This window comes from Streptomyces sp. NPDC049970, assembly GCF_040660235.1.
Classification (GTDB): domain Bacteria; phylum Actinomycetota; class Actinomycetes; order Streptomycetales; family Streptomycetaceae; genus Streptomyces.
This window is the reverse complement of sequence record NZ_JBFALP010000017.1, coordinates 128,182-143,840: the sequence shown is the minus strand read 5'-3', so window position 1 is coordinate 143,840 and position 15,659 is coordinate 128,182. Positions and strand designations below refer to the sequence as shown.

11 protein-coding genes are annotated in these 15,659 nt (G+C 70.3%); 8 read left to right on the top strand and 3 right to left on the bottom strand.

The window, feature by feature from the left end; all coding sequences use genetic code 11:
* Positions 1–188: 188 nt before the first annotated feature.
* Entirely contained in the window at positions 189–1,121 is a 933-nt protein-coding gene (locus AB0I83_RS25580) for a CAP domain-containing protein (RefSeq protein ID WP_363306277.1), read from the bottom strand.
* A 154-nt stretch (positions 1,122–1,275) separates the two neighbouring features.
* On the opposite strand from AB0I83_RS25580, the gene AB0I83_RS25575 reads away from it, so the two are divergent.
* The 4 genes from AB0I83_RS25575 (at position 1,276) to AB0I83_RS25560 (ending at position 7,878) form a co-directional block, all read left to right on the top strand.
* Positions 1,276–1,557 carry an acylphosphatase gene (locus AB0I83_RS25575; protein WP_363306276.1) on the top strand — a complete coding sequence of 94 codons (282 nt, stop codon included), beginning with the start codon at positions 1,276–1,278 and terminating at the stop codon, positions 1,555–1,557.
* 439 nt (positions 1,558–1,996) lie between these two features.
* Positions 1,997–2,209, top strand: coding sequence for a hypothetical protein (locus tag AB0I83_RS25570; RefSeq protein WP_356531176.1), 213 nt, complete (start codon positions 1,997–1,999; stop codon positions 2,207–2,209).
* A gap of 307 nt (positions 2,210–2,516) precedes the next feature.
* A complete protein-coding gene (locus AB0I83_RS25565) occupies positions 2,517–6,227 on the top strand; it encodes an AAA family ATPase (protein WP_363306275.1) in 3,711 nt (1,236 codons plus the stop codon).
* Between the two features lie 232 nt (positions 6,228–6,459).
* Positions 6,460–7,878, top strand: a complete 1,419-nt coding sequence (locus tag AB0I83_RS25560) for a sugar porter family MFS transporter (RefSeq protein WP_356839748.1) — start codon at positions 6,460–6,462, stop codon at positions 7,876–7,878.
* Positions 7,879–7,967: 89 nt separating this feature from the next.
* Here AB0I83_RS25560 and AB0I83_RS25555 read toward each other — a convergent pair whose 3' ends face one another.
* Positions 7,968–9,359 (bottom strand): cytosine permease, encoded by a 1,392-nt coding sequence (locus AB0I83_RS25555; protein ID WP_363306274.1) that lies wholly within the window; start codon positions 9,357–9,359, stop codon positions 7,968–7,970.
* Between the two features lie 439 nt (positions 9,360–9,798).
* Here AB0I83_RS25555 and ftsY point away from each other — a divergent pair, with 439 nt between their 5' ends.
* Positions 9,799–11,004 carry a signal recognition particle-docking protein FtsY gene (gene ftsY, locus AB0I83_RS25550; RefSeq protein WP_363306273.1) on the top strand — a complete coding sequence of 402 codons (1,206 nt, stop codon included), beginning with the start codon at positions 9,799–9,801 and terminating at the stop codon, positions 11,002–11,004.
* A gap of 64 nt (positions 11,005–11,068) precedes the next feature.
* On the opposite strand, the gene AB0I83_RS25545 is transcribed toward ftsY, so the two are convergent.
* Complete coding sequence (locus AB0I83_RS25545) at positions 11,069–11,719, bottom strand: bifunctional DNA primase/polymerase (protein WP_356839752.1); 651 nt, start codon at positions 11,717–11,719, stop codon at positions 11,069–11,071.
* 423 nt (positions 11,720–12,142) lie between these two features.
* Between AB0I83_RS25545 and AB0I83_RS25540 the strand changes: the two genes are divergently transcribed.
* The 3 genes from AB0I83_RS25540 to AB0I83_RS25530 all read left to right on the top strand — a co-directional run bounded on the left by AB0I83_RS25540 (position 12,143) and on the right by AB0I83_RS25530 (position 15,644).
* Positions 12,143–13,618, top strand: a complete 1,476-nt coding sequence (locus AB0I83_RS25540) for a hypothetical protein (RefSeq protein ID WP_356531185.1) — start codon at positions 12,143–12,145, stop codon at positions 13,616–13,618.
* Between the two features lie 338 nt (positions 13,619–13,956).
* Positions 13,957–15,309, top strand: a complete 1,353-nt coding sequence (locus AB0I83_RS25535; RefSeq protein WP_363306272.1) for an ammonium transporter — start codon at positions 13,957–13,959, stop codon at positions 15,307–15,309.
* Complete coding sequence (locus tag AB0I83_RS25530; RefSeq protein WP_033304048.1) at positions 15,306–15,644, top strand: P-II family nitrogen regulator; 339 nt, start codon at positions 15,306–15,308, stop codon at positions 15,642–15,644. The genes AB0I83_RS25535 and AB0I83_RS25530 overlap by 4 nt, the downstream gene beginning before the upstream one ends.
* Positions 15,645–15,659 lie beyond the last annotated feature (15 nt).

Here is a 15,659-nt window from a genome sequence, read left to right as displayed (position 1 = left end):
CACCATCATCTGCTTTAACCAGACCCTCTTAACGATTGAGATCCCGACGTTCCGGAATGCCGTGAGGGCCAGCGCACACGTGCGCTGGCCCTCACGGCATTCCGGAACGTCCTTCGTCCTGGCAAGCGAACGAAGGACGGCCCAGAGACGGCCCCCAGTGGACTAGATGTCCTCCACCTGCGGGTTTCTCAGAAGCCGAAGTCCTGCGTCCACCAGGGGCCGCCGGCACCGAGGTGCACGCCGACCCCGAGCGTCCTGTAGTCGCAGTTGAGAATGTTCGCGCGGTGGCCGTCGCTGTTCATCCAGGCGTCCATCACCGCTTGGGCGTCGGCCTGGCCACGGGCGATGTTCTCGCCGCCCAGCCCCTCGACGCCGGCTGCCGCGGCACGGTCCCAGGGGGTCGCACCGTCGGGGTCGGTGTGGCCGAAGAAGTCGCGGGCCGCCATGTCCTCGCTGAAGTCCTGGGCCAGTGCGGTCAGTGACGCGCTCGTGGTGACCGGACTGCAGCCGACCTTCGAGCGCTCCTGGTTGACCAGGGCGAGCACAGCCGCCTGCGCGGAGGTGGAGGCCGGGCTCGACGGGGAAGTGGTCGCGCGGGTGGGCGAGGCCGACGGGGCCTTCGTGGCGGTGGGGGCCTTGGTGGCCGGGGCGGACGATGCCGTCCTCGTCGGCTTCGGGGCCGGAGCCTTCGTCCGCTCCGCCGTCTTCGCCGCCTGCTTCGACGCGCTCACCGAGGGCTTGGCGCTCGGCTTCTTGCTCGGGGTCGCGGACGGGGGATTCGAGGGCGTACCGGAACGTGCTGCCCCGCTGCCGGCCTCGGCCGACGTCCTGCTGGTCGGCTCGGCGGACGCGTCGCCCTGGGTCAGCAGGTCGGGGCCGTTGCCCGCGCGCACCTGGTCCGCGGCCTGTTCGCCGCTGACGCTGTAGGTGTCGCCGCCTGGCAGCAGGCCGGAGGCAACGGCGACCGCGCCGACCGCCACGGCCGCGGACACCCCGAGCAGCCCGGCGCGAACGGGCCGCCGGGCTCGCTTCTTCCTGCGAGCACTCCGGTTCCCGCCCGCAGCTTCGGCCGCGTGCTGCTCAGCGGCGGGGGCTGCGCCTGCGCGTCGATGGCGTCCCATGCGCTGTGCCTTCCTCGTGCTCCGGGCGCCCTGGCGACGTCACCGAATTCTTGATCAAACTCACCCGTTCGGGTGAGCTATTGCGACGGGACCTTACGCCATGGCCGATTGGGGTGATGTGACCCTTGCGGAATTGGCCGGTTAGCGTTCCGGCATGAACGAAGATGCGCGCCTCGTCGTATGGGTACGCGGCCGAGTACAGCAAGTAGGGTTTCGCTGGTTCACCAGGGCAAATGCTTTGGAGATCGGAGGGCTCAAGGGCTTCGCCCTCAATCTCGACGACGGCCGGGTGCAGGTGGTGGCAGAGGGTCCACGTGAGAATTGCCACCGTCTGCTCGACTGGCTCGGGTCCGACGACACACCCGGCCGCGTTGATGGAGTCACTGAGATCTGGGACACGCCCCGCGGCGGTTATGAGGGATTCGCGATCCGCTGACACCGCCCGGTAAAGCGATCCGGATCCACCCCCTGTACAGGCGGGCGGAGAGTGGCGGCAGGGAGGGGCGGGAGAGCTTCGCACCTGAAATGACCTGGGAAAGGACCCCGCGTCCGAGCATGGTTGCGAAGAAGTGCGTGGCATGCCAGGCTGCGGCATTGACGAAGATCTCCAAGCCCCTCGGGTGCCCGTAGGAGAGTCGCGCCGCATGATCGACAAGCCGCGCGCCCCCGGGACACCCGCCCCCCGGCGTGTGATCGTGTTGACCGTCAAACTTTTTGGTGAGACGCTGAAAACCCCGCGCACCTCAGCTGTTCGGCAGAGCTGGTGACAGCAGAACAGCAGTGGACACAGAGCACTGCCTGCCGAGCACCGCGGGTGCGATTCCCACGACCCACACCGTATTCGGTCGGTCACTCAGTGTGGAGGACCATCCATCATGGCAAAGGCGCTTCTCGGTTACGTCGGCGGTTCCGACCCGCGACTCCTCGCCGAGATGCGACGGCTTCAGAAGCGCGTCCAGGACCTGGAATCCGAGCTCGTACGGATCCAGGACGAGAACGACGTGCTCAACGCCGCCGCCCAGCACCAGGACTCGCTGCTCGACAGCATCGACATCGACGTACCCCAGGCGGAGCCCGCGCTGACCTGACCCGAAGGCCCTGCCGGGGCCGGTAGGGCCGCACGTAATCAGCTGCTCGGGATCATCCACGGAATGTCTTCGTCACGGATCGTCGTACCGGAACACCGAGGACCACTCGTGAACCGGTCTGTGTGCGATCCGTAACGCAAGACTGTGCACGGAAGCCGCGACAGCGGTGCCGTGCGGGATTCACAAGGGACGCTTCGGCGTCCCTTCTTTCTTTCCTCCCGGCACGTCCCCCCGCCAATCGCTCTTCGCTTGATGTGCCCTGCACCCTCATCGGCGAAACCGGGAGCGAAAGGTAGAGTCCGGCGGCGTGCACCTCAAGGCCCTGACCCTGCGGGGTTTCAAATCATTCGCCTCCGCCACGACCCTGCGCTTCGAACCGGGGATCACCTGTGTCGTCGGCCCGAACGGTTCGGGTAAATCCAATGTGGTCGACGCGCTCTCCTGGGTCATGGGCGAGCAAGGGGCCAAATCCCTGCGCGGCGGCAAGATGGAAGACGTGATCTTCGCCGGCACCACCGGAAGACCACCACTGGGTCGCGCCGAGGTGTCGCTGACCATCGACAATTCCGATGGCGCGCTGCCCATCGAGTACGCCGAAGTGACGATCACCCGGATCATGTTCCGCAACGGTGGCAGCGAATACCAGATCAACGGCGACACCTGCCGGCTTCTGGACATCCAGGAACTCCTCTCGGACTCCGGCATCGGCCGCGAGATGCACGTCATCGTCGGCCAGGGCCGGCTGGACTCCGTCCTGCACGCCGACCCGGCCGGACGCCGCGCCTTCATCGAGGAGGCCGCCGGGGTGCTCAAGCACCGCAAGCGCAAGGAGAAGGCGCTCCGGAAGCTGGAGGCGATGGGGGCCAACCTCGCCCGCGTCCAGGACCTCACCGACGAGCTGCGGCGCCAGCTCAAACCGCTGGGCCGTCAGGCAGCGGTCGCCCGCAGGGCCGCCGTCATCCAGGCCGATCTGCGCGACGCCCGACTGCGGCTCCTCGCCGACGACCTGGTGCGGCTGCGGGAGGCGCTGCGCGGCGAGATCGCCGACGAGGCCGCGCTCAAGCGGCGCAGGGAAGCCGCGGAGACGGAACTCAAGGCCGCGCTCGCCCGCGAGGCGGACCTGGAGGACGAGGTGCGCCGGCTGGCGCCGCGGCTGCGGCGCGCCCAGCAGACCTGGTACGAACTCTCCCAGCTGGCCGAGCGGGTGCGCGGCACGATCTCGCTCGCCGACGCCCGGGTGAAGAGCGCCTCGGGCGCGCCCGAGGAGGAGCGGCGCGGACGGGACCCCGAGGACATGGAGCGCGAGGCTGCCCGGATCCGCGAACAGGAGGCGGAACTGGAGGCGGCCCTCGAAGCGGCGGAGCACGCCCTGGAGGACACCACCGCGCACCGGACCGAGCTGGAGCGGGAACTTGCCTCCGAGGAGCGCAGGCTCCGGGACGCCGCCCGCGCCATCGCGGACCGGCGCGAGGGGCTCGCCCGGCTGACCGGGCAGGTCAACGCCGCACGGAGCCGGGCGGGTTCGGCCCAGGCCGAGATCGACCGGCTGGCCGCCTCACGGGACGAGGCGCGGGAGAGGGCGGCCGCGGCGCAGGAGGAGTACGAGCAGCTCAAGGCCGAGGTGGCGGGCCTGGACGCGGACGACGCGGAGCTGACGGAGCGGCACGAGGCGGCCAGGCGGGAGCTCGCTGAGTCGGAGTCTGCGCTGGGCGCCGCGCGCGACGCGGTCACCGCGGCGGAACGGAGCCGCGCGGCGGTCTCCGCCCGACACGAGGCGTTGTCGCTCGGGCTCCGCCGCAAGGACGGCACCGGGGTGCTGCTCGGCGCAGGCGACCGGCTCCCTGGGCTGCTCGGGCCGCTCGCCGAGCTGATCACGGTGGCTCCGGGCCACGAGGTCGCGGTGGCGGCGGCGCTCGGCGCTGCGGCGGACGCGCTCGCGGTGACGGACCCGGCCGCGGCGGCGGACGCCATCCGCCTGCTGCGCAAGCAGGACGCGGGCCGTGCGGCCCTGGTACCGGGCGGGACGGGGCCCGGCCAGGTGCCGGCGCAGGGGACGGAGCAGCAGTCCGGACCTTGCACAGCCGTGCCCGGTCAGGTGCCCGGGCAGGCGTCCGGGACCGCTCACGGAGCCACGGTGCCGGCCGGGCTGCCCGACCCCGCCCCGGCCGCCCTGGCCGTGGCGACCGGGGACGCCCCGGCGCCCTGGGTGGCCGGCCTGCTCCAGGGCCCCGCCGAACTGCTCGTCGCCGTACGCCGTCTGGTGCGCGACATGGTCGTCGTCGGAACCCTGGAGGACGCCGAGGAACTGGTCGCCGCACATCCCGGCCTGACCGCGGTCACCGCCGAGGGCGACGTACTGGGCGCCGGCTTCGCGCACGGCGGGTCCGCCGGAGCGCCCAGTCTGCTGGAGGTGCAGGCCTCCGTCGACGAGGCGGCCGCCGAACTGGCCGAGCTGGAGGTGCGGTGCGGGGAGCTGGACTCGGTCCGGCGCGCCGCGACCGCACGGCGCGCGGACGCCGCCGCCCGGGTGGAGGAGCTCGGGGAGCGGCGCAGGGCCGCGGACCGTGAGAAGTCCGGGGTCGCGCAGCAGCTGGGGCGGCTGGCCGGCCAGGCCCGTGGGGCCGTGGGCGAGGCGGAGCGTACGACCGCCTCGGCGGCCCGGGCCGAGGAGGCGCTTGAACGGGCCACCGAGGAGGCCGAGGAGCTGGCGGAGCGGCTGCTGGTCGCCGAGGAGACTCCCGTGGAGGAAGAGCCCGACACCTCGGTGCGGGACCGGCTCGCGGCCGACGGGGCCAACGCGCGTCAGACCGAGATGGAGGCACGGCTCCAGGCCCGCACCCACGAGGAGCGGGTGAAGGCACTGGCCGGCCGGGCGGACGCCCTCGACCGGGGGGCACGGGCGGAGCGTGAGTCCCGGGCCCGGGCCGAACAGCGTCGTGCCCGGCTGCGCCACGAGGCCTCCGTGGCGACGGCGGTGGCGGAGGGGGCCCGGCAACTGCTGGCCCACGTCGAGATCTCGGTCGTACGGGCGGAGGAGGAGCGGACCAGGGCGGAGGCGGCGAAGGCCGAGCGAGAGCGCGAACTGGCGGCCGAACGCGTCCGGGGCCGTGACCTCAAGAGCGAGCTGGACCGGCTCACCGACTCGGTCCACCGGGGTGAGGTGCTCGGGGCCGAGAAGCGACTGCGCATGGAGCAGGTGGAGGCCAAGGCGCTGGAGGAGTTCGGCGTCGAGCCGGCCGGCCTCGCGGCCGAGTACGGACCGGACCAGCTGGTGCCGCCGTCCCCGGCGGCGGAGGGCGAGGAGCTTCCGGCGGATCCTGAGGACCCGCGCAACCAGCCGCGGCCGTTCGTCAGGGCCGAGCAGGAGAAGCGCCTCAAGGCGGCCGAACGGGCGTATCAGCAACTCGGGAAGGTGAATCCGCTCGCCCTCGAGGAGTTCTCGGCGCTGGAGGAACGCCACAAGTTCCTCTCGGAGCAGCTCGAGGACCTGAAGAAGACCAGGGCCGACCTGATGCAGGTGGTCAGGGAGGTCGACGAACGGGTGGAGCAGGTGTTCACCGAGGCGTTCCGCGACACCGCGCGTGAGTTCGAGGGCGTCTTCTCGCGGCTCTTCCCGGGAGGTGAGGGCCGTCTCGTCCTCACCGACCCGGACAACATGCTGACGACCGGTCTCGATGTCGAGGCCAGGCCGCCGGGCAAGAAGGTCAAGCGGCTCTCGCTGCTGTCGGGTGGAGAGAGATCCCTTACGGCCGTTGCCCTGTTGGTCTCCATCTTCAAGGCCAGGCCGAGTCCGTTCTATGTCATGGACGAGGTCGAGGCGGCGCTGGACGACACCAATCTGCAGCGGCTGATCCGGCTCATGGAGGAGCTCCAGGAGAGCTCCCAGCTCATCGTGATCACGCACCAGAAGCGGACGATGGAGGTCGCCGACGCGCTGTACGGCGTCTCGATGCAGGGCGACGGAGTGTCCAAGGTGATCAGCCAGCGACTCCGCCGGGGACCGCGTCACCTCGATTGACGGGCCGTCACACCGCCTTTACCGAATCTTCAACACTTCAACGTGCGTTTTGGGCGTTCCTGGGTACTTGTGAGGAACACCTTCGCAGGAATCGCATCTTGACTTCGAAACTTGAACGCATAACCTCGGCAATGTTGTTTTTACCTTCAAGTGGTGGTCGGCTGGATGCTGTGCGCCACTGGGAGGGCTCACCCCCCACACCTGACGATGCGGCCAGGTACCAGGAGTTCATGTGACCAGCACAGCGCGCGGACCGGAGTCCGGAGCCCGGGACGCCCACCCGGACCATCTCGGCCATGTCATCTTCATCACGGCAGCCGCGGCGATGGGCGGCTTCCTCTTCGGCTACGACAGTTCGGTCATCAACGGCGCCGTCGAAGCCATCCGCGACCGCTACGACATCGGGTCGGGAACGCTCGCGCAGGTCATCGCCATCGCGCTGATCGGCTGTGCGATCGGCGCGGCCACGGCGGGACGCATCGCCGACCGCATCGGCCGTATCCGCTGCATGCAGATCGCCTCGGTGCTGTTCACCATCAGCGCCGTCGGCTCGGCACTGCCGTTCGCCCTCTGGGACCTCGCCATGTGGCGGATCATCGGCGGCTTCGCGATCGGCATGGCCTCCGTCATCGGCCCCGCCTACATCGCCGAGGTCTCGCCGCCCGCCTACCGAGGCCGCCTCGGGTCCTTCCAGCAGGCCGCGATCGTCATCGGCATCGCCATCTCGCAGCTGGTCAACTACGGCATCCTGCAGATCGCCGACGGCGACCAGCGGGGCGAGATCGCGGGCCTGGAGGCCTGGCAGTGGATGCTCGGTGTGATGGTCGTCCCGGCGGTCCTCTACGGGCTGCTGTCGTTCGCGATCCCCGAGTCCCCGCGCTTCCTGATCTCCGTCGGCAAGAGGGACCGCGCCCGGAAGATCCTCGAAGAGGTCGAGGGGAAGAACATCGACCTCGACGCACGCGTGGACGAGATCGAGACGGCCATGCGCCGTGAGCACAAGTCCAAGTTCAGTGACCTGCTCGGGAGCCGCTTCGGCTTCCTGCCGATCGTCTGGGTCGGTATCGGCCTGTCGGTGTTCCAGCAGCTCGTCGGCATCAACGTCGCCTTCTACTACTCGGCGACGCTGTGGCAGTCCGTCGGCATCGACCCGACCGACTCGTTCTTCTACTCGTTCACCACGTCGATCATCAACATCATCGGCACCGTGATCGCCATGATCCTGGTGGACAGGGTCGGCCGCAGGCCGCTCGCGCTCGTCGGATCCGTCGGCATGGCCGTCGCCCTGGCGTTCGAGGCCTGGGCCTTCTCCGCGGATCTGGTCGACGGCAAGCTGCCGACCACGCAGGGCACCGTCGCACTGATCGCGGCCCACGTCTTCGTGCTCTTCTTCGCGCTGTCGTGGGGTGTCGTGGTCTGGGTCTTCCTCGGCGAGATGTTCCCGAACCGCATCCGCGCCGCGGCTCTCGGTGTCGCCGCGTCCGCGCAGTGGATCGCCAACTGGGCGATCACCGCGAGCTTCCCGAGCCTGGCCGACTGGAACCTCTCGGGTACCTATGTCATCTACGCGTGCTTCGCCGTGCTCTCGATCCCCTTCGTGCTCATGTTCGTGAAGGAGACCAAGGGCAAGGCGCTGGAGGAGATGGGCTGATCCCCGCTGTCCCTCTCCTCGATCCGCCGCCCCGGTCCGGCCCGTGCCGACCGGGGTGGCGTCGTACGGTGAACGCGGCGGAGGCGGTGTCAGAAACCTGTCGGCTGACCGCCCGTCATGTCGGCCGGCCGCGGCAGCAGCGCGTACAGCCCCGCGGATACCAGGATCGTCGCCGCCCAGCCCAGGCCGTCCCGCCCGACCCATGTGCCGGCGAGCGGCCCGGCGAACCACTCCACGTCGGTGAACAGCAGGCCCACCGCGAGCGCGGAGCCCCAGGCGGCCATGGCCTGCCGGCTGAACCCTCCGGCGTACCAGTAGCCGCTGCCGGGTGCGGTGTCCATGAGCGCGGCGGCGTCGTACGTACGGCCGCGCAGCAGGTCCACGCCGAAGACCCCGATCCAGGCGGAGAAGGTCACGCCGAGCAGGGTCAGGAACGACAGGAACGTGCCGACGAAGCTCGTCGCCACGATCATCAGCACTCCTCCGAGGAACAGGCTGATCCCCGCGTTCACGCCCACCGCCCAGGCGCGGGGGACCGCGAATCCGAGCGTCTGCGCTGTGAAGCCGGCGGAGTACATGGACATCGCGTTGATCAGCACCATGCCGACGACGGCGGTCAGCAGGTAGGGCACCGAGATCCATCTCGGCAGCAGCTCGCCGATGAAGGACACCGGGTCCTTCGTGGCCGCCAGGTCCGGGGACTCCACGGCCATCACCGCGCCCATCATCACCATCGGCAGCACGGTGACCAGGGCGCCGCCCACGGCCGCGCCCACCATCGCCGTGGCCGACGCTGAACGCGGCAGGTAGCGGGCGAAGTCCGGGGCCGACGGAACCCAGCTGATGCCTCCCGCGGCCAGCGTCCCGACCCCCGCGATCATCAGCGCCGCCTGGCCCGGCGGCCGGTCAAGGACGGTCCGCCACGGGGTCGAGCCGACCAGATGGGCCAGGACCAGGAGGCTCGCGCAGCCGAAGAGTCCCACGGACACCCGGGAGCACAACCGCAGGGCGCGGAAGCCGAGCCCCGAGACGAGGAAGCCCGCGCCGACGAACGCCGTCAGGGTCACCAGCACCAGGGTGTTGTCCCCGCGTACGCCGAAGAGCAGATCCAGCACGGCCAGTAGCGCGTAGGACCCGGTGACCGCGTTGGCGGTCTCCCAGCCCCAGCGCGCCACCCACAGCAGGGCACCGGGAAAGAGGTTGCCGCGCTGCCCGAACACCGCGCGGGAGAGCGCCATGCCGGGAGCGCCGCCGCGTTTGCCCGCGATCGACACCAGGCCGACGAGCCCGAACGAGATCACCGGGGCGATGGCGGCGACGGCCAGCACCTGCCACAGGTTCAGCCCGTTGAAGACGGTGAGGCCGGCGCCCACGGTCAGCAGCAGCACCGTCATGTTCGCCGTCACCCACGTGGGAAAGAGGGCGCGGACCCGGCCGGTGCGCTCGGAGTCGGGGACGGGATCCAAGCCGCGATTCTCCACGGACAGCAGCGTACCTTTGCCCGCAAAAGCGATATAACTCCCTAGATTCCCACCCTTGCCGGGCATCGGCGCTCGGCCACCTCTTCGGCGGGCAGAACGTCTCACTCGTCCCGTGCATCCCGACGACACCATGACGCATGCGAACTCACCGTGAGGGAGTGCCGGTCGACCGCTGCCGGGCCTCTGTGCCGAACTTCGGACTGCGATCGATGCCGTTCAGGGCAAGGACACGCGCGGTCGCCGCGCCGTGCGGACGGGGGCCGACGGGCGGCCGCAGCCCCGCGCCGACGTGTGCGAACACTCCCGGCCGCCCCGGACGCGCAGCTCAGAGGTGTCGTGCGGGCCGTGCCCGGATGGGCCGTGATCGCTGGTACGCGCACCGTCACGGGTTCGCACCTTTTGCGGTTCCGCGCCTTTCGTGGCGGATACTGGAGCCGTTATGGACATCGTCATCCTTGCTGTAGTCATCGCCCTGGTCGCGGTCGGCCTGATCAGCGGGCTCGTGGTCAGCAGCCGCAAGAAGAAGCAGCTGCCGCCCTCGGCACCGTCGAGCACGCCGACCATCACTCCTCCCGCCGAGCCCCGTGTCGGTGAGGAGGCCGAGGCGTCGCGCGACGAAGCGCGGCGCACCATCGAGGAGGTCGGTCTCCCCGGCGCGGGGGCTCCCGTCGAGGACGCCCCGGTCGTCGTCGAGCCGCAGACCCCCGAGCTCGAAGTCCCCGAGCCCACCGCGGGCCGCCTGGTGCGGCTGCGCACGAGGCTCGCCCGTTCGCAGAACTCCCTGGGCAAGGGGCTGCTCACGCTCCTGTCCCGCGACAACCTCGACGAGGACACCTGGGAGGAGATCGAGGACACGCTCCTCACGGCCGATGTCGGCGTCGCCCCCACCCAGGAGCTGGTGGAGCGGCTCCGTGAGCGGGTCCGTGTCCTCGGCACCCGTACGCCCGACGAGCTGCGCGCCCTGCTGCGCGAGGAGCTCGTCACCCTGCTCGGTCCCGACTTCGACCGCGAGGTGAAGACGGAGGGCGGCGCAGAGACCCCCGGCGTCGTCATGGTCGTCGGCGTCAACGGCACCGGGAAGACGACCACGACGGGCAAGCTCGCCCGGGTGCTCGTGGCCGACGGCCGAAGCGTCGTGCTCGGCGCAGCGGACACCTTCCGCGCCGCCGCGGCCGATCAGCTCCAGACCTGGGGCGAGCGCGTCGGCGCCCGTACGGTGCGGGGTCCCGAGGGCGGGGACCCCGCGTCGATCGCCTACGACGCGGTGAAGGAGGGCATCGCCGAAGGTGCCGACGTCGTGCTCATCGACACCGCGGGCCGGCTGCACACCAAGACCGGCCTCATGGACGAGCTCGGCAAGGTCAAGCGGGTCGTGGAGAAGCACGGTCCGCTCGACGAGATCCTGCTCGTCCTGGACGCCACCACCGGTCAGAACGGCCTGGTCCAGGCACGGGTGTTCGCCGAGGTGGTCGACATCACCGGCATCGTGCTCACCAAGCTGGACGGCACCGCCAAGGGCGGCATCGTCATCGCCGTCCAGCGCGAGCTGGGCGTTCCGGTGAAGCTCATCGGCCTGGGCGAGGGGCCGGACGACCTGGCCCCGTTCGAGCCGGGCGCCTTCGTCGACGCGCTGATCGGCGACTGACGCGGGAGTGCCCCGCGTATGCGGAGGGCGGTGGACCCGTGAGGGGTTCACCGCCCTCCGGCGTTCACCACCGGTGACATATGTACGCGAGCACGCCCAGCAGCAGTCTGGCCTGCGGGGGAGCGCCGGCCGTACCGGGCGCCGGCGGTCGCAGCCAGCGGACCGGGCCGAGACCACCGAGGTCCGAGGGGGGAGCGGTGATGTACGCGCCGGAGCCGATCGCCCGCAGATCCAGGTCCGCGTCGTCCCAGCCCATCCGGTACAGCAGCCCGGGCAGTCCGGCCGCGGCACCGGGGGCGACGAAGAACTGCGTGCGCCCGGTCGGTGTCACGGTCACCGGACCCAGCGGCAGCCCCATGCGCTCCATCCTCACCAGCGCGCGCCGTCCGGCGCCCTCGGCGACGTCGAGCACGTCGAAGGTCCGGCCCGCGGGGAGCAGCATCGAGGCGCCCGGCACTTCGGCCCAGGCGTCCGCGGCCATGCCGAGGGTGGCGCCCGGCGGGACCTCCGCGGCGAAGTCGAGCGGGTGGGCGCCGGGCGCCGGGCATGCGGCGTCGCCGCAGGAGCAGACCCCCGAGGCCGCCCGCGCGCCGGGCGCGACGGCCCAGCCCCACAGTCCCGTGTACTCGGCGACCTCTGTCGCCCCGGCCCCACGGCCGCGGCGCCGTGTGCTGCCTGAGCGCATCTCCCGGATACCGCCGATCGTGAAGCCCATGCCCCCTCCAACGGGTCCGAGTCACCGGTGGTTACGACCCGGGGCTCTCGAAGGCCTGCCGGGCCGCCGCGTACCGACGGCGCACGGGTGGTGTCGAGGGGGTGCGCGATGTGACTCCCACGCCCCAATACGCTTCACTCCGCCTGTCGCTGGTCGCGGTCTGTCAAGTGAATCGCGGAGTGTGCCGGGCAGGTTCATCCGAAGGGGTGGCGAATGGTGGCGTTTCAGCAATCACCCTCGCGGTGGCGGTGATCGAGGGATTACCGTCGGTACTCGAAGCTGCAATTGCATGTGCGCGTGGGTATGCCGCAGGCAACCCGATGGCTGTTCGACCGAGCGCGACACGCGTACGGAGAGCACCGGGGCACGGCATTCTGATAAAGGTTCGCGCGACAAGGGTTTCAGCGGGATGGGGGCGTTCCAGTGAGTGGCAGCGGCGCAGGCGAGACGGATGCCGGGAAACGCCCCAACGGCCGGTTGGGCTCGTGGTTCATGCGCAGCGGCTGGTCCAAGGGCGAGCTGGCACGGCAGGTGAACCGGCGCGCCCGGCAGTTGGGCGCCCACCACATCAGCACCGACACCTCCCGGGTGCGCCGCTGGCTCGACGGTGAACAGCCCCGCGAACCGATCCCGCGCATCCTCTCCGAGCTCTTCTCCGAGCGCTTCGGCACCGTGGTCGCCGTCGAGGACCTCGGTCTGCGCGCCGCCCACCAGGCACCCTCGGTGGCAGGGGTCGACCTTCCGTGGGCGGGCCCGCAGACGGTCGCGCTGCTCAGCGAGTTCTCCCGCAGCGACCTCATGCTCGCCCGGCGGGGATTCCTCGGCAGCTCACTGGCCCTGGCCGCAGGCCCCACCCTCATCGAGCCCATGCAGCGCTGGCTGGTACCCGGCGTCCCCTCCGCGCAGGGCGAGCCCGAGCGGCCGGCCATTGCGAGCCGGCCCTCCCGGCTCTCCGGGCCCGAGCTCGACCTGCTCGAGTCGACCACGGCGATGTTCCGCCAGTGGGACGCCCAGTGCGGGGGCGGGCTGCGCCGCAAGGCCGTCGTCGGCCAGCTCCACGAGGTCACCGACCTGCTGCAGGAGCCCCAGCCCGAGGCCACCTCGAAGCGCCTGTTCCGCTGCGCGGCCGAACTGGCCGAGCTGGCCGGCTGGATGAGCTACGACGTGGGCCTCCAGCCCACCGCCCAGAAGTACTTCGTACTCGCCCTGCACGCCTCCAAGGAGGCCGGGGACAAGCCGCTGGGCTCGTACATCCTCTCCAGCATGAGCCGCCAGATGATCCACCTCGGCCGGCCCGACGACGCACTGGAACTCATTCACCTCGCCCAGTACGGAAGCAGGGACTGCGCCACCGCCCGGACCCAGGCCATGCTGTATGCGATGGAGGCGCGCGCCTACGCCAACATGGGCCAGCCGAGCAGGACCAAGCGCGCGGTCCGGATGGCCGAGGAGACCTTCGCCGACGCCGCGCTCGACGACGAGCCCGAGCCCGACTGGATCCGCTTCTTCTCCGACGCCGAGCTGCACGGCGAGAACGCCCACTCCTACCGTGACCTCGCCTATGTCGCGGGGCGCAGCCCCACGTACGCCTCGCTCGCCGAGCCCGTCATGTCCCGCGCCGTCGAGCTCTTCGGCGAGGACGACGAGCACCAGAGGTCCTACGCGCTCAACCTGATCGGCATGGCCACGGTGCATCTGCTCAAGCGCGAGCCGGAGGAAGCGGCCGTGCCCGCCGTCCACGCCCTGAGGATCGCCAGAAAGGTCCGGTCGGAGCGGGTCAACACCAGACTCCGCAAGACCGTCGACACCGCTGCCAGGGACTTCGGTGACATTCCCGAGGTCGCCCGGCTCACCGACCTGCTCACCGAGCAGCTTCCGGAGACCGCCGAAGCGGTCTGACCGGCACACCTGCCACCGGCCACGACAGCCGCCCCGTACCACCCGACTCGGCTCCCCCATCGCCAGGTCAGCGGGTCGCTGCCGTGGCCGGTTCACGTATCGGGGCGTCGCAACCGCACCGTATGCGGCGCAGCCAGCATGGTAGGCAGCGCACCGGGTCCGACGTGTCGGGTTCATCGGTACGTAACACGTGCGCTTCCTTCGTCACTGCGGCGAAACATCGTGCGGCATTCGTGGAAACCGCGTTGCGCGAATCTCATGGCGCATAACCGGCCCGCACCTTTTCACCGTGGTCCCGCACCCCCGCACGTGGCCGCACCGACGACGAGGAGACGCCGATGCCCCCAGGCATCACGACGCTTGCCGCAGACGCCCCCGAGCTGTCTGCCGCCAACACAGGGTTCATGCTCATCTGCACCGCCATGGTGATGCTCATGACCCCGGGTCTGGCCTTCTTCTACGGAGGCATGGTCCGCGTCAAGAGCACCCTGAACATGCTGATGATGAGCTTCATCAGCCTCGGGATCGTCACGATCCTCTGGGTGCTCTACGGATTCAGTCTCGCCTTCGGCACCGATGTCGGCTCCGTCATCGGCTGGAGCTCGGACTACGTCGGCCTCAGCGGGATCGGCGTCACCGAACTCTGGGACGGCTACACCATCCCGGTGTACGTCTTCGCCGTCTTCCAGCTGATGTTCGCCGTGCTCACCCCCGCCCTCATCAGCGGCGCCCTCGCCGACCGCGTCAAGTTCACCTCCTGGGCCCTCTTCATCACCCTCTGGGTGACCGTGGTCTACTTCCCGGTCGCGCACTGGGTCTGGAGCGCCGGCGGCTGGCTCTTCGAGCTGGGCGTCATCGACTTCGCGGGCGGCACGGCCGTCCACATCAACGCCGGTGCCGCGGCCCTCGGCGTGATCCTCGTCATCGGCAAGCGGGTCGGCTTCAAGAAGGACCCGATGCGGCCGCACAGCCTGCCGCTCGTCATGCTCGGTGCCGCCCTCCTGTGGTTCGGCTGGTTCGGCTTCAACGCTGGCTCCTGGCTCGGCAACGACGACGGCGTCGGCGCCGTCATGTTCGTCAACACCCAGGTCGCCACCGGTGCCGCGGTCCTCGGCTGGCTCGCCTACGAGAAGGTCCGCCACGGCTCCTTCACGACCCTCGGCGCCGCCTCCGGCGCCGTCGCCGGCCTCGTCGCCATCACCCCCGCCGGCGGAGCGGTCAGCCCGCTCGGCGCCATCGCGATCGGTGTCATCGCCGGTGTGGTGTGCGCCATGGCGGTCGGCCTCAAGTACCGCTTCGGCTACGACGACTCCCTCGACGTCGTCGGCGTCCACCTCGTCGGCGGTGTCATCGGCTCCCTGCTCATCGGCTTCTTCGCCACCGGCGGGGTGCAGTCCGACGCCAAGGGCCTCTTCTACGGCGGCGGGCTCGACCAGCTCGGCAAGCAGGCCGTCGGTGTCTTCGCGGTCCTCGCGTACTCTCTGGTCGTCTCCGCGATCCTGGCGTTCATCCTCGACAAGACCGTCGGGATGCGGGTCAGCGAGGACGACGAGGTCTCCGGCATCGACCAGGTCGAGCACGCGGAGACGGCGTACGACTTCAGCGGGGCCGGCGGCGGTTCCCTCCCGCGCAGCACGGCAATGGCGCCCGGCAGCGGCGCAGCCCCGACGAACAAGAAGGTGGACGCATGAAGCTCATCACCGCAGTCGTGAAGCCGCACCGGCTGGACGAGATCAAGGAGGCCCTCCAGGCCTTCGGCGTCCAGGGCCTCACGGTCACGGAGGCCAGCGGCTACGGGCGTCAGCGCGGACACACCGAGGTCTACCGGGGCGCGGAGTACACCGTGGACCTCGTGCCGAAGATCCGCATCGAGGTCCTCGTCGAGGACGAGGACGCCGAACAGCTCATCGACGTGGTCGTCAAGGCCGCGAGGACGGGCAAGATCGGTGACGGAAAGGTCTGGAGCGTCCCGGTCGACACCGCCATCCGCGTACGGACGGGCGAACGCGGCCCCGACGCACTCTGACCGACGGTTCCTGTG